The following is a 14278-nucleotide window of genomic DNA, read 5'->3' as shown; positions in this document are numbered from 1 at the left end:
TCCCACGGCGCGGCTGTGCGCGGCAGACGGCTCGGTCGTCCCCCGAGGAGCCGTCTGCCGCCGACCACGCCAGCAGTCGAATCCGAGGGCCTCGTACGAAGCGACCGTGCGGCGATCACCGCACCCTCATCAGCGGCTGCACACCGAACTTCCCGCCCCGTCCCGGGGCGGGCAGCGCGGTCCTGGGAGCCACCGCTCCCAGGCCTGCGGCACCACCAGGCACGGGCATCCGCCCGAGCCGTCCAACCAGCCAGGAAATGGAGAGAGCCATGCAGCAGTCCAAGTCCGGCGCCGCCGCGGCGTCCGTGCAGCAGTCCGAGCAGATCCCCGGGGACGCCGTGACCGGCCCCGACGTGATCGCGGTCGACGTGGAGGACGAGGAGTAGTCCTCCCCTCTCATCCGCGTCCTGTTCTGGGCGCCTCTCCCGTTTCGTGGGCCCCTGCGGGTCTGGGAGGGGCGCCCCTCGCTTCACCGGAGGGTGCAGTGATTCACGTGTTCGTCGGGCCGACGCTGCCTGCGTCCGAGCCCGTTCTGACCTCGCCGGGCCTGCGGGTGCTGCCGCCTGCCCGGCACGGTGATCTGTTCGACACCGCGATCGCCGAAGGTGACACGGTGGTGCTCATCGACGGGGTGTACCACCAGGCGCCGGCGCTGCGGCACAAGGAGATCCTGGCCGCGATGGGCCGGGGTGTGCACGTGATCGGTGCGGCGAGCATCGGCGCGCTGCGGGCGGCCGAGCTGGCACCGTTCGGGATGCGCGGCGTGGGCACCATCTACACCGCCTACGTGCAAGGCGAGATCGAGGGCGACGACGAGGTGGCCGTCGGGCAGGCCCCCGACGGCGACTGGGACGCGCTGACCTGGCCCGTGGTCACCATCCGGCACGTCCTCCAGCTCGCCGTCCGCGCCGGGGGCCTCAGCGCCGAGCGGGCCGAGCAGCTACTGGCCGGGCTGCGCGCGGTGTACTACCCGCAGCGCACCACCGCCGCGGTGCGGGCCGTCTGCCACCGCCTGGGCGAGGGCGCCTTCGCCGAGTGGCTGGCCGAGCAGCGCAAGGCCGACGAGCACTTCGGCGACATCAAACGCGCCGACGCCCTCGCCGCCGTACGCACCGCGCTGGAGGGCGGGGCACCGCAGACCGGCGCCCGGCCGGCGCCAAGCACGTGGCAGACGACGTACTTCCGGCGCTGGTCCAACGCCGCTGTGCGCGAGCACATGAACGGGATGGTGCTGTCCACCGAGGACCGTCTCGTCTACCAGCAGATCTTCGACCCGGCGTTCCGGGAGACATGGGCGGCCTACCTCGAACACCGCTCCCTCAGGCCCGCCGGAGAGCGCGGGGTGCCGCTCCCGGAGCGGCTGGCCCGCGTGACCGGCGGGGACGTGAGCGCGGACCGCGTCTTCCACCCGGCGGTCGACCTGCGGGATCAGGCGACCGTGGAGCTGCTGCTGGCCAGCGAGAGCGAGGAGGACCGCCGAGCGGTCGCCCGATACGCCGACGCCCTCGCCTGGGCCCGCCGCAGCAGGCCCGGGTTCTCGACGGCGGCCGTCAGCGACGAGGTGACCCGCGATCTCCTGCTGCGGGTGTGGCGAGTGCCGCCGGAGCGGCTCGACGCGGAGGCGTCCGCGCGGGGGTTGGTCTGCGGGGCGCGCGCCGTCGCGGCGGCCAAGCGGTTCGTGACGGGGTTCCTGGAGGAGATCAGCGAGACGAGCGAACGGACGGAGGCGACCTGCGGTGGCCGTTGAGGAGCTGGTGGCGCTGCCGGGCACGGTACGGGCCCGGACGCCGGAGGAGACGTGGGCGGCGGTGGCCGGTCGGCTGCCGGACTACGGCATCACCCGAGTCGCCGACCTGACCGGGCTGGACTGCATCGGCCTGCCGGTGTGGACGGCGATCCGGCCCGCCTCGCGCACCCTGAGCACATCCCAGGGCAAGGGCGCCACCCCGCTGCTGGCGCGCCTGTCGGCGGTGATGGAGGCGATCGAGCTGTGGCACGTCGAGCAGCCGCTGCCCGTCGCCGCGTACGGCCCGGCCGCCGACGTCGCCCCCCACTGCCCGCTGGCCGACCTGCCGCTGACCGTGCCGTACGAGCAGCACACGCTGGCGGCGATGGTGTGGGAGTGGACGGCTGGCACCGCCCTGGTGAGCGGGCAGGAGGTGCTGCTCCCGGTCGACGTGGTCCGCCGCCGGGTGCAGCGGCCGGAGTGGAGCCCGGATGTGCTGCGCGCGACCAGCACCGGCCTGGCGTGCGGGAACACGCGGGCCGAGGCGCTGCTGCACGGTCTGTTCGAGGTGGTGGAGCGCGACGTGCTGTTCCAGGACGGGCAGTTGGGGGGGCGGCGGCGCACCCTCATCGCGCCCGGCACGGTCGACGACCCGCACGGCCGGGAGGTGATCGACCGGCTGCTCGGCGCGGGCATGTCGCTCGAGGTCGCACTCGTCCACAGCCCCTTCGTGCTGCCGGTGTGCCTGGTCTACCTGTGGTCGGAGGACCACCCGGTGACGTTCGCCGGCGGCGGCTGCCACAGCGACCCGGCGATCGCGCTGACCCGGGCGCTGACCGAGGCCGCGCAGTCCCGACTGGCCGCCATCGCCGGTACCCGGGACGACCTGCCCAGCGACCCCGCCGCCTTCGACGTCCCGCCCTTCCGCCCGGCGCGGACCAACGGCCTCGCGCCATGGCGCGAGGCCACGGCTCACTACCCCCCGCCCGACGGCGGCTTCGCCGACCAGGTGGAGGACGTGGCGCGGCGCATCACCCGCGTCACCGGCCACGAGCCGGCGGCCCTGGACCTGTCCGCCCCCGGCGGGCCAGTCCACGCCGTGCAGGTCATCTGCCCCGGCACCCGCTCACGGATCAGAAGGTCGATGCCCCGATGAACCCCCCCACCACAACGCCCGGCGTGCCGCCCGCCATCGTCGGAGCCCGCTCGGCGCAGTACGACGACTTCCACGCCGCCCGCGCCCGCACCACTCTGGTCGCCCGCCTGTACGCGGAGGCGATGGGCGCGGACTACCCGGCCGAGGTCGCCGCCTCCAGCTCGTGCGACTGGCCGCTGCTGGGGCTGATGACCGCGCGGCTGCGGATGAGCCCGGGCCAACTCCTCGTGGACGCCGGATGCGGCGCCGGCGGCGTCGGCCTGTGGCTCGCCCGCGCCCTGGCCGTCCGGCTGGACGGCTTCGACCTCTCGCCGGTCGCCGTCGCCCAGGCCGCGAGCCGTCGCGCGCACTTCCTGGGCGAGGGCGGTATCGCCCGCGCGGCCTTCCGCGTCGCCGAGCTGGAGAAAACCGGCCTGCCCGACGGCTGCGCCCACGGCATCGTGTGCGTGGACGCCCTCGGGCGCGCCACCGACCGGGGGGCGGCGCTGCGCGAGCTCGGCCGCCTCCTGGCGCCGGGTGGCCGCCTGGTCGTGACCCGCGCGCTCCGGCGCGGCGCCGAACCGGCCTGGCACCACCAGGTCGCGGCTGCCGGCCTGACGCAGGAGAACATCGACGAGCGGCCTCATGAGCCAGCGATGTGGGAGCGGCTCTACCGGCTGTGGATCGGCCACGCCGAGCAGCTGCGTCGCGAGCTCGGCGAGGCACCGGCCGAGAACATGCTCCGCGAGGCGCAGCAGGTCCTCCCCACCCTGCGCGGCCGACGAGCCGTCCTGCTGACCCTGCGCCGCCCCGGCGCCCCGGAGGGGGCACCGGCGGCAGGGGCTCCCGATAGGATTGCTGCGCCTGGCAGCCACCCCGTAGTCAGGCCCGCGCCCAGCGAGAGGACCCCGCAGTGACCCAGCACGCCCGTACTGCGGTGTTCTCGGCCGGGTCCTGGGGCACAGCCCTCGCGAAGGTCCTCGCCGACGCCGGCAGCGACGTGATCGTGCACGCCCGCCGCTCGGAGATCGCCGACGCCATCAACCTGGTGCACCGCAACGTCGGCTACTTCCCGGACATCGAGCTGCCCGCGTCCCTGACGGCGACGACCGATCCGGCCGCCGCGCTGGACGGCGCGCGCTTCCTGGTGCTGTCAATCCCCGCGCAGTCCCTCCGTACGAGCCTGTCGGCGTGGGCGCCGCACATCGGCCCAGACACCGTAATCGTGTCGCTGATGAAGGGCATCGAGCTGGGCAGCCACCTGCGGGCGAGCGAGGTGATCACGGAGGTGACCGGCGTGAGCGCCGAGCGGGTCGCGGTGCTGTCGGGCCCGAACCTCGCGCGCGAGATCATGGAGGGCCAGCCCGCCGCCGCAACGATCGCCTGCCCCGATGAGGATGCGGCGCGCCGCTTCCAGCAGGCGTGCCATACCTCGTACTTCCGGCCCTACACGTCCGCCGACGTGATCGGGTGCGAGCTGGGCGGCGCGGTGAAGAACGTGATCGCGCTCGCAGTCGGTATCGCCTCGGGCATGGGCCTGGGCGACAACGCGCAGGCGATGCTCATCACCCGGGGTCTGGCTGAGACCACGCGGCTGGCTGTGGCGATGGGCGGCGACCCGGCCACCCTCGCCGGTCTGGCCGGTCTGGGTGATCTGGTGGCCACCTGCTCCTCCCCGCTGTCCCGCAACCGCACCTTCGGCGCCCACCTCGGCAAGGGGCTGAGCGTCCAGGAGGCGACGGCCGCGACCCGGCAGACCACCGAGGGCGTCAAGTCCGCGGAGGCGATCCTCGACCTCGCCCGCGTCCACGGCGTCGAGATGCCGATCACGGAAGTGATCTCCGCCCTGCTGCACCAGAAGGTCACCCTCGACCAGGCCGCGGCCGCGCTGATGCAGCGGCCTCCCAAGCCCGAGCGCTGACCCCCGGGCCCCCGAGCGGGCCGCCCACGTCACCTTTCACCCTCCCGTTCCGGAGGTCTTCCGTCATGCACGTGCCTGTGCTGTCCGCTGCCCAGATCGCCGCCACCGCCGCCCTGATCGGATGGATGATCATCGGCTTCACCCGCCTGCCCGGCCGCTGGATGCGCTGGCGGATGTTCTGCCGGGCCACCTTCACCATCGTCACGCTCACCGGCACCACCAAGGAGGGCCGCACCGAGCCGGTCAACGTCTACGAGCACCTCTCCCCGGGCTCGTTCATCCTCGGCCCGCCCCAGCTCCAGGTCATCCTCGACCACCTCACCGCCACCGGCCGGTACGAGCGGATCGACGGTCACGGCCGCGTCCTGTCCGCCCGCGGCGAGCAGCCCGTGAAGGTGGTGAGCAGCCGTGTGGTTCTTTGACGCCCTCGGCTCGGGATTCCAGACCCCGACCGACCCCGCCCGCCTGCACTGGGTCCGGCTCGTCTTCGGGGTGGTGCTCACCGCGCGCTTCGCCCTCGCCTTCGGTCAGGGCGGCTGGGACCGCTTCACCGCCGGATCGCTCAGCACCCGCCTCGCGGTGCAGCGCTTCGGCCCCGCCCGGGCCCGGCTGCTCACCACCGCCTACCGCCCCGCGCTGATCGTCCGTACCGTCGCCGCGCTCGCCCTGGCGCTCGGCCTCGCTCCGCGCGCGGCGCTCCTGCTCGTCCTGGCCGGCGCCGCCATGGAGCTGCTCTACCTCCGCAGCCCCAACGCGATCCGCTACACCCTGCTCACCGGCACCTGCCTGCTCCTCGCCGGAGACCTCGGCAGCGGCCTGCACGTCCAGCACGGCTCCAGCACCGCGAACACCTGGGCGCAGTGCCTGATGGTGCTGATCACCACCGACATCTACTGGAACAGCGCCTATCAGAAGCTCAAGTCGCCCCAGTTCCGTACCGGGCTCTACCTCGCCCAGTGGGTGCACACGCTCAACCAGGTCCGCGACCAGCTGCCCTACGGGCGTCAGTTCGCCGTCCCCGCTTTCGTCCGCCGCCGCGTGGGCGGCCTCACCAACCGTGACATCCGCTTCTGGCGCCTGGTCGCGGTCACCGTCATCGCCGCCGAGATCGCGCTGCCGCCCGCGCTGCTCTACCCCCCGACGATGCCGTACGCCGTCGCCGCCGGCATCGCGATGCACGCGGCCTTCACCTGCCTCAAGCCGCGCCAGCTCGTGACTTTCTCCGGCCTGACCCTGGCCACCTACCTCGCTTTCGCTGCGTGACGTGTCCCTACGGCCCCGTACGAAGCAGCGCCCGCCCGGGAGTCGTCGGGCGGGCGCCGCGCGCGTTACGGGCTGGCGGTCGGCGGATCCGGCGGGCCGCAGCCCTCCCCCGATTCGTCCGGACACAGCCGGGCCAGGCGCTCGTTCGCGAGGTCAACGGCGTCGCGCAGGCTGCCGCCGGAGTTGGGGTACAGCTCGTGCTCGACCCTGGTGAGTCGCTGCTCGATCCCGCTCATGCGCGCCATGACGCCAGGTCTGGCGGGCACGCCGGGGCGCTCCGCCTCGCCGTACCAGTCGTCGATGAAGAGGTCGATGCGTCGCCCGAGGCGGAGGCCGCCCCGGACGACCCGCCAGACGGCGGTGCTGGCGCCGACGAGCAGGGTGAGCGCCCCGCCCCACACCAGCACCGTGTCCATGCCGGGGTGTCCGGTCTCGGGCGTCGGCATCACGCGGCCTTGATGAGCATGTCCTGTGCGCGCTGCGCGACTCCGGCCGGCTTCCACAGGCCGAAGTGCGCGGCGACGGCCACGACGAAGTTCACCAGGGTGAGCACGGCGGCGTCGCCAGCGGCCCACCCGGGTCCCGCCTCGGTGAGCTCCACGACGAAGCTCTCCACGGCCGCGAGCGCGAGCAGGACCACGGCCTTCCGGCCGGGGTGTGTCACGCGGGTCGTGACCAGGCCGACGAGGACGGGCAGGACGAACGCGATGAGCAGTGCGTACCAGTAGTCCGCGGTCAGGGTGATGCCGTTCATGAGGTGCCTCCTTCAGGCGACGACGTCGAAGCCGTGCTTCGCGCCGAGTCGGGTGAGACTGTCGCGGCCGGGGATCCCGTCCGCCGGCTGGCCGGGCTGCCGTCCGCGGTAGCCGCACCTCTCCTGCCAGCGGCTCATGGCCGGGATCGTGGCGCCGCCGTAGTGGCCGTCCTGGTAGCGCTTGGCCAGTAGCCCCTCGTCCACGAGGGCGGCCTCCACGGTGATGACGCCGGCGTACGTGACCGGTGTGCCGGCCATCTTCGGGTTGCTGCGCGCGGCAGCGATGAGCCTGGACAGGGAGACCTTCGGCCGGACGGGCGTGGGTAGCGGCCGGGTCGGCGCGCTTTGGCCGAGGCGGGCGGCGATGCGGTCGCGCATGGACGGCATGGTGAAACCGCGGGGGTCCGGCTTACCGGGCTGCCACTCCAGGTGTCCGAGCACCGAGCGGGCGCCCCAGTCGTGGGCGCGGCAGATGGCGGCGGAGACGCGCTCGATGGCGAGGAGCTGGGCGTCGGGCCACGGGTCCTGGCCGTCGCCGAGGTTCTCGCACTCGAAGCCGTAGTAGTGCTTGTTGCCGTCGACGGTGGCTTCGTCGTCCACGGGCAGCGGCGTCTCCGCGATGACGGCGCGCAGTACGTCCGGGTCGCCCAGGCCGGCGTGGTTCGCGCGCCCGTTTCCGATCAGGTGTACGCGGCCGTCCTTGGCGATCATGCCGTGGCACAGGGGGCCGGGCAGGCCGCTGTACCCGTCGCGCACGATGCGTACGGTGGTGTCCGTGCCCTGGGTCACGGTGTGGTGGATCATCACTCCGTGCACCGGGCCCCACGGCCCCCTGGTGTTCCGGTTTCTCGTACGCCAGCCGTCGACCTCGACGACTGCTACGCCCTCGTTGCGGAGCGCGGCCAGCAGGCGGTCAGCGTCCAGTGGGGTGCTCATGGCTCTTCTTCCTCTCGCTGTGCGGCGGGACGACCGGGAGGGGGCCACGGGGGACGAGGCGCGGCTCCTCGGCGCTCAGATCGACGTCGTAGTAGGCGCCGTTGAGATGGGCGACGCCGACCGGCCCGACGGGGGCGGTGGCGTTCTGCGTGACGGCGCGTCCGAGGATGCGCTGTGTGGCGGTGGCGGCCGTCAGCGGGCGCTGGACGGCTCTCTGGCCTGGGGCTGCGGTCATGTCAGGCACCTTCTGGTGGGTCGGGATCGTCGCCGAGGGGCACGAGGGAGACGGCGACCTGTTCGCCGGAGGCGCTCCACTCGACGTCCACGTCGGTGAGGCGGTAGGCCACGGTGACCTCGCTGCACATGCCGGTGGCCTCGACGTCCAGGCGCACGCCGGCGACGAGCTGGTCGATGGTCACGGGCGCGGAGGCGGTCAGCCGGGAGCCAGCCGGGATGCTGAGCCCGATGGGCACGGGGAATCGTCCGACGATGCTGGCCTGGGCGAGCTGGAGCAGGTCGTAGCCGCTCATGTTCTCCGCCTGGGAGAGCTGGAGGGTGTCCAGGCGCCCGTACGCGGTGTTGGTGTAGCCGGACACGCCCCACGCGGCCTGTGAGATGTCGTCCTGGACCTGGTTGGTCGCCCACACGATGGCGGCCCCGCTCGGCCCGTCCTTGATGAGCTCGACGTCGCCGGCGATGTCGTCCAGGGTGAGGCGCGCCTGCGGCCGGTCGGTCGCTGTCTGCGGGCGGCCGAGGATGAGGGCGCGGCCGACCGTGGTGTACTCCAGGCCCCGGGGCACCAGCTCGTCGTCCAGGACCTTGAGGACTGGCACGAGCCAGATCGCCGTGTCGGTGGTGCCGTCCTTCTCGAACCGGGTGGTCGTCGGAGCGTCGTCGCGGGCGATGTAGGGCAGGATCCGGCACCAGTCCGGCGGCGTGGACCACGTCGGGTCGTTGACGTTGAGCCGGATGATCGTGTCGGCGATCTCCTGCACCGGCCCGACGTGCTTCGGCTGGGTGACGTCCGTGGACACGAACCGGAGGACCTGCGTGTTGATGATCCGAGCCAGCCACTCCGTCACGTCCCTCGCCTCGATCCGCCACGCGGTCCTGCTCTCCACCGCCCGAACGATGGGCCCCTGCCACACGAGGTCGCTGTCCCGGTAGATCGACAGCTCGTGGACGTACGGCTCGACCTCCCCGAGCGGCCCGCAGCACTCCAGCGCCGTCGCTTTGGCGATCGTGACGACGGCCTCGGCCTGGTCGTTGATCGTGCGATTCCAGCGAACCGACGTCAGCGCCTCCACCGTCGGGCTCGTGAACGGGCGTGCCCCGCCCCGCCAGTGGATGACGGCCCTGTACTCCTGTGCGCACCCCAGCACCCCGCCCACGACCCGTCACCCCACGTCCGCGCGGGCGGCGAGCAGCACTCGCGCCCGCGAGTCCGGCGCCGTCGTCGCGGCGGTGGAAAGGATCTCGATGCACAGTCCGGACGGGCAGTCGAACGCCGGCCACTCGAAGGCCCGGCCCTGGGGGCCGTACACGATCGGCGTGCTGGTGGCGTACGACCCGGGCAGCGGGCTGCACTCGACCTCCGCGCGCTGCACGCGGCCGTCGACCCGCAGCACCGCTCCGGCCGGCAGGTAGGGGATCTGGATGACGCCGCAGAAGCCGCACGGGTCCGGCGACTCGGTACAGCTGCCACCTGTCGGGTTCGCCCAGAACCGGACGACGAGGCGACGCAGTGCGCTGGAGCCGGTCTCCAGCTCCAGGACCGGGACCGTCTCCAGCCACTGGTACATGTCCTCTGGAGGGATGGAGATCAGCGTCCGCCGGAACGTGGCCGGCCCGGTCGGGTAGCAGTCATCCACGGGGCTCGGCGGCCGGGTCGGCAGCAGGGGCGGAGGGCAGTCCGGGTCCTCGAGGCAGTCGACCGTCTCCACGCACAGCTCGTGGACGTCGTCCGGGTCCACCACCACGGAGGCGCCGGCGGCCAGGTTGTGCCAGGCCGTAGTGGAGGTGAGCGGCTCGCGGAACACCCACGGCTTGCCGGCGGCCAACGTGAAGGTGACCTTAGCCAGGATGGCGTCCGACAGGTACTCGACGGCGGTGACGGACGGGCCTTCCAGGAGGGCCACGTCGTACAGGTACCGGCGCTCGTAGGAGCCGTCCCCGGTGGGGCAGCAGGCGTATGTGGTCAGGGTGTCGCCGCTGCACGAGCCGCCGCAGTCCGCTCCCTCCAGAGCTACGGCGAGCCACTCCAGCCCGTACGCGAGGGCGCATTCGTCGCGGACGATGAGCAGCAGCGTGTAGACGATCTGGCGGTGGGAGCGGCGCGCGACACCCAGGGCGGCGCCGTCGCCGACGAGTTGGACCGGGTCACGTCCGATGGTCGAGGAGCGGAAGCCGACGGCGTCCAAGCCCATGTAACCGAGCACGTCGGCGCTCTCCGGTACGAGCGGGTCGTACCAGGGGGCGTCATCGGTGACGGGGTCCGTGTACGGCGGGTGGCCGAGGACGTCCGGCAGATCCGGGCAGGCGTCGCACTCGACCGGCAGGCAGTACGCGGACGCGTACGCTGCCGCGCGGACCGAGTTGATGACCTCGGCGCAGCCCAGGTCTGCATAGTCGAAGATCACGTCACACCCCCGCCGCCCGGGCGACCTGCCCGTAGAGGTGCTGGGACAGGACCAGCGGGTCGGAGACCCGCGACTGGATGTTCCACACGTTCGTCACCTGGGTGCTGCTCGTGGTGTTCGTGGTCCGGCCTCCCTTAGCGGTGACGCCCTGCTTGGCGAGGATGTCCAGCAGGCCCGAGCGCATGGCGAGTTCGACCGCGCGCCGAGGCCGGGTGAGCGGGATGATGACCTCCGGGCCGGCCTCGCCGACCAGGCCGACGACGGGTGAGGTGACGACCCCGCCGTCCGCGAAGGGCAGCGCTGCCCGTACCGGGCCCGGCAGTCCGGCCTTGATCTTCGACACGATCCGGCTGCCGATGTTGCCGAGCACGCCGACGATCCGGCCGGGCAGGGAGCTGAACAGGGTCACGACGGAGCTGATCAAGCTGGAGACGGCGCGGCGGGCGGAGCCGATCGCGTTGCGGAAGGCGCTGGCGATCCGGGATCCGACCGACGACAGCGCGCTGCCGATCCGGCCGGGCAGGGAGCTGAAGAAGGAGACCGCCGAGGAGCCGAAGGAACGCGCCGCGGCCAGGCCGGAGGCGCCGGCCGAGGTGATTGCGGAGCGGAGCCGCCCGGGCAGGGCCGCCACGGCTGCGGCCACGCGTCCGGGGAGCTGGGCGAAGAACGACGCCGCAGAGGACAGGAACGCCAGCGTGGCGGTACGGGCGGAGGTGAAGGCGCGGGTGAAGGCGGACAGCAGCCGCGAGCCCAGGGAGGACAGGGCTGACATGACCCGGCCAGGGAGCTGCGTGAAGACGATGATCACTGCCGCAACGCCGGTCAGCACGGCGATGCCGACGGCCGCGACGGCGTTGACGAAGAGGTCCACGAGCAGCCCGGGCAGTGCGCGCAGGCCGGCCAGGACGCGGCCCGGCAGCGCCACGAAGAACCCGACGACGGCGGTGATCCCGGCCGACACGGCGGCCGTCGCCGACTGCCAGGCCCCGACGAAGAACTGGGAGACCATCGAGCCGAAGGCGGACAGGGCGCCACCGACCATCGACGGGAGCTGGATGACGAAGTTGACGGCCGCCAGGAAGCCGTCTCGGATCGCAGCGGCAGCGGTGTCGACGATGGCGCGTACGAGACCGAACCGCTGGTAGAGCAGGTACAGCGCGGTGATCAGGCCGACGACCAGGACGATCGTGGCGCCGATCGGCGTGGCGACGAACGCGGCGTTGATCGCCAGCCAGGCCGCTCGCAGGGCCACGAAGATCGCCATGGCGGCCTGGATGGCCCGCACCAGTCCGTACGTCGCCGCGGCGGCAACCAGGATCGGGGCCGCGTAGTTGACGATCGGGCCGATGATCTGCGCCAGCAGCGTGACGGCAGGCGCGAGCGCGACGGCCAGGTCCGCCGCCGACCTGGCCAGCGCAGCCGCAGCGCCGGCCAGCGGCGGCAGGGCAGGTGTCAGCGCCAGGACGGCGGTGGCGACCTGCTGCAAGGTGACGCCGAGGTGCGGCAGGGCTGCCTGGGCGGCGGCACCAAGCCCGTTGATCACCGAGACGATCACCGGGCCGAGCTGGAACAGCGGCAGCAGGGCCGGGGCGATCTGCCCGACCTGGGTCACCAGCGCGGCCAGGATGGGCCCGAGCTGTGCCCCGACAGCGGCCAGGGTCCGGAAGATGTTGGTCAGCGCCGTCTGGCCCGGGTCGCTGTTGACGAACTCGGCCGTCGAGCGCGCGATCTGCTGGAGGGTACCGAGCAACCCTCCCCCGGCCACCTCGCCAGCCCGGAAGACACCCGCGGCGATCGAGCCGATGTTGCCCAGCAGGTCGCCGAGGCGGGCAAACGTGTTGAGGGCCTGGTCCACCCACCGTACGGCGTCCCCGCCTTGAGCGGCCTGCTGAAGGAACTCGCCGAGCCGCTGCCCCGAGCCACTGATGCCGCTAGCCAGCTCGTGGCCGAACCGGTCGCTGATGGCGGCTGCCATCTGAAGGACGCCGGCGGTGAGCTTGTTGGTGGTCTCGCTCAGCCCGTCGACCGCGAGGCCGGTGGCATCGAGGACGGACCGCACGTTGCCGACACCCTTGGCGCCCCGGACGTACCCGAGGGCCTGGCTCGCGGCACGGCCCCATCCGGCCGCGATGGTCTCAAGGCCCTGCTGTAGCGGGCCATTGAGCGCCCGTGCGGTGGCGAGGATCTGCCCTTGGAGCGGGGCGAAGAAAGCTTCCTGCGTGGAGGCCCGCAGCTCCTCGAACGCGGGCTTGAGGGCCCGGACCTCCGTGGCCGCTGCTCGCGCGGCGGGCGACAGGTCCTCCAGCGCCTCGGTGAACTCCTTGCCGCTGCCGGTCAGCGCCGCCTGGAAGGCATCGCTGACGCCGCTGAGCGCGAGGCGCAGCGTGCCGAGGGCGGCCTGCCAGCCGAGGATCAGCGCCGGGTAGGCGGCAATGATGCCGGCGGCCGGGGCGAGCGCAGCGGCCAGTCCGCCGACGGCGGTCGCGGCACCGGCGGCGGCGATGCCGACGGCGCTGATGCGCAGCAGGCCGCCGATGGACCGGCCGACCCGCGCGGCCATTCCGCCCAGCGCGCCGAGGGCGCTGGTGAAGCGGCCGGTGTCGACGTCGGCGTTGACCGTGACGTCGGGCGGGTTGTGGGCCCGGATACGGGCGTCGAAGCCGTCCAGGTCCGGGACCACCCGGACCTGAAGTTCCTCGCCCGCGAGTAGGGCGCGGATGCGCTCGACGAACCCCGTTAGGTCCGGAGCGATCGGGATGTTGAGGCTCTGCAACGAGCCGAGCTCGCGCAAGAGTGCCGCGTCGAAGCGGCGAAGATCCGGCGTGACTCGGAGAGCGACAGCGGCGGCGTTGAGGCCTCGCTGAACGTTCCGGCGGATCTGCGCGCCGACGGCGCGGGTGCTGCGGTCCAGCGCCCGCTGGATGCGCAGTCCGAGGTCTCGGGAGTCGGCGACGGCATCCGCGTCGTCGAGAACTATGCGGATGCGGCCGACGCCGTAGTCCTCGTCCTCGGCCATCTGGCAACCTCACGGCGATGCGTGGTGGTTGCCCGGCCCAAAACCAGCGGCGAATCCCAGCCTAGCTGGTGCGTCCCCCAGCCAGTCGTGCGTCTTCTGCTGCGAGCTGCGCGGCCATGGTCTGCGCTTGCGCCCTGCTCAGCCCCGTTCCCGGCGGCCTGGCCCGTCGGCCAGGCCCGTTCAGGTAGCCCTGGGGTGGGGCGTACAGCTTCGCCCGCTGCCTCTGCCAGTCGGCCTCGTCTTCGGCGGACATCTCCATGGACGCCTCAGCGGCGTTCAGCATGACCCTCAGCGGCCACGAGTGGATGTCGACGCCCTGGAGGGCGAGACTGCCCTCCCAGGCCTCCCAGGATTCGGCGATGCTGGCGCAGAGCCGTTGGACAACGTAGGAGGGCGCTGGCCGCCTCCATACAGCTCGACGACCCACTCCATCAGCTCGATGAGGACGCGGTCCGGCAGCCGCATCGACTCGTCGACGACCTCCGCGTCGCTCCGGGCGGTCGCGGTGGCCTCAGCCTCGTCGGGGTCGGTGTGCGAGCTGAGGACCTCCCCGCCGGCCACGACGTCCCAGCGGGCGAAGATCTCCGCCGACTCGGGGAGCATCAGGCTGGCGAGGAACACGCGCAGCGACACGGACACCCGGCGGACCTTCGTGAGGTCCACGTTCGCCATGTCGGCGATGTCGACGTTCAGGTGCCGGTTGGTCTCCTGAAGTCGGCCGTAGGCGTCCAGGAACTCGTCGCCCATGACCTCCGGGCGGAACAGCAACGTCACGTCGCCGATCTCGGCCTCGTGTGGCTGGGTGTTGAGCGCAAACTTCTTCGTGACCACGGGTAGCCCTTCTGTCCCGCGCGATCGCCCGGCCCACAACCAGCGGCATACCCGGAA

General features: G+C 72.6%; 15 protein-coding genes. 6 read left to right on the top strand and 9 right to left on the bottom strand.

The window, feature by feature from the left end:
* Positions 1–484: 484 nt before the first annotated feature.
* From ABZX75_RS17750 to ABZX75_RS17725, 6 genes are all read left to right on the top strand, one after another.
* Complete coding sequence (locus tag ABZX75_RS17750; RefSeq protein WP_355411382.1) at positions 485–1747, top strand: TfuA-like protein; 1263 nt, start codon at positions 485–487, stop codon at positions 1745–1747.
* Positions 1737–2882 carry a YcaO-like family protein gene (locus ABZX75_RS17745; protein ID WP_355411380.1) on the top strand — a complete coding sequence of 382 codons (1146 nt, stop codon included), beginning with the start codon at positions 1737–1739 and terminating at the stop codon, positions 2880–2882. The genes ABZX75_RS17750 and ABZX75_RS17745 overlap by 11 nt, the downstream gene beginning before the upstream one ends.
* Entirely contained in the window at positions 2879–3778 is a 900-nt protein-coding gene (locus ABZX75_RS17740) for a class I SAM-dependent methyltransferase (protein WP_355411378.1), read from the top strand. The genes ABZX75_RS17745 and ABZX75_RS17740 overlap by 4 nt, the downstream gene beginning before the upstream one ends.
* Positions 3775–4782: an NAD(P)H-dependent glycerol-3-phosphate dehydrogenase gene (locus ABZX75_RS17735; RefSeq protein ID WP_355411376.1), complete on the top strand. Its 1008-nt coding sequence runs from the start codon at positions 3775–3777 to the stop codon at positions 4780–4782. Before ABZX75_RS17740 ends, ABZX75_RS17735 begins: the two co-directional genes overlap by 4 nt.
* Positions 4783–4847: 65 nt before the next feature.
* Positions 4848–5204 carry a hypothetical protein gene (locus ABZX75_RS17730; protein WP_355411374.1) on the top strand — a complete coding sequence of 119 codons (357 nt, stop codon included), beginning with the start codon at positions 4848–4850 and terminating at the stop codon, positions 5202–5204.
* Positions 5191–6045 carry a hypothetical protein gene (locus ABZX75_RS17725; protein ID WP_355411372.1) on the top strand — a complete coding sequence of 285 codons (855 nt, stop codon included), beginning with the start codon at positions 5191–5193 and terminating at the stop codon, positions 6043–6045. Before ABZX75_RS17730 ends, ABZX75_RS17725 begins: the two co-directional genes overlap by 14 nt.
* Before the next feature lie 65 nt (positions 6046–6110).
* On the opposite strand, the gene ABZX75_RS17720 is transcribed toward ABZX75_RS17725, so the two are convergent.
* From ABZX75_RS17720 to ABZX75_RS17680, 9 genes are all read right to left on the bottom strand, one after another.
* On the bottom strand, positions 6111–6491 hold the full coding sequence (locus ABZX75_RS17720; protein ID WP_355411370.1) for a hypothetical protein: 381 nt from the start codon (positions 6489–6491) through the stop codon (positions 6111–6113).
* On the bottom strand, positions 6491–6799 hold the full coding sequence (locus tag ABZX75_RS17715) for a hypothetical protein (protein WP_355411368.1): 309 nt from the start codon (positions 6797–6799) through the stop codon (positions 6491–6493). The genes ABZX75_RS17720 and ABZX75_RS17715 overlap by 1 nt, the downstream gene beginning before the upstream one ends.
* Positions 6800–6811: 12 nt before the next feature.
* Positions 6812–7735, bottom strand: a complete 924-nt coding sequence (locus ABZX75_RS17710; RefSeq protein WP_355411366.1) for an N-acetylmuramoyl-L-alanine amidase — start codon at positions 7733–7735, stop codon at positions 6812–6814.
* Positions 7713–7970: a hypothetical protein gene (locus ABZX75_RS17705; protein WP_355411365.1), complete on the bottom strand. Its 258-nt coding sequence runs from the start codon at positions 7968–7970 to the stop codon at positions 7713–7715. The genes ABZX75_RS17710 and ABZX75_RS17705 overlap by 23 nt, the downstream gene beginning before the upstream one ends.
* 1 nt (position 7971) lies before the next feature.
* Entirely contained in the window at positions 7972–9042 is a 1071-nt protein-coding gene (locus ABZX75_RS17700) for a hypothetical protein (protein ID WP_355411363.1), read from the bottom strand.
* Between the two features lie 90 nt (positions 9043–9132).
* The gene (locus ABZX75_RS17695) at positions 9133–10374 is read right to left on the bottom strand and encodes a hypothetical protein (protein ID WP_355411361.1); all 1242 of its coding nucleotides are present in this window, start codon (positions 10372–10374) and stop codon (positions 9133–9135) included.
* Between the two features lies 1 nt (position 10375).
* Complete coding sequence (locus tag ABZX75_RS17690) at positions 10376–13390, bottom strand: hypothetical protein (protein WP_355411359.1); 3015 nt, start codon at positions 13388–13390, stop codon at positions 10376–10378.
* Between the two features lie 61 nt (positions 13391–13451).
* Entirely contained in the window at positions 13452–13673 is a 222-nt protein-coding gene (locus ABZX75_RS17685) for a hypothetical protein (RefSeq protein WP_355411357.1), read from the bottom strand.
* Positions 13674–13678: 5 nt separating this feature from the next.
* Entirely contained in the window at positions 13679–14221 is a 543-nt protein-coding gene (locus ABZX75_RS17680) for a hypothetical protein (RefSeq protein ID WP_355411355.1), read from the bottom strand.
* Positions 14222–14278: the final 57 nt, after the last annotated feature.

It is taken from the genome of Streptomyces sp. NPDC003038 (genome assembly GCF_040611115.1).
In the GTDB taxonomy this organism is placed as follows: domain Bacteria; phylum Actinomycetota; class Actinomycetes; order Streptomycetales; family Streptomycetaceae; genus Streptomyces.
The sequence above is the reverse complement of the archived record's forward strand: the minus strand, read 5'-3'. Positions and strand labels throughout refer to the sequence as shown.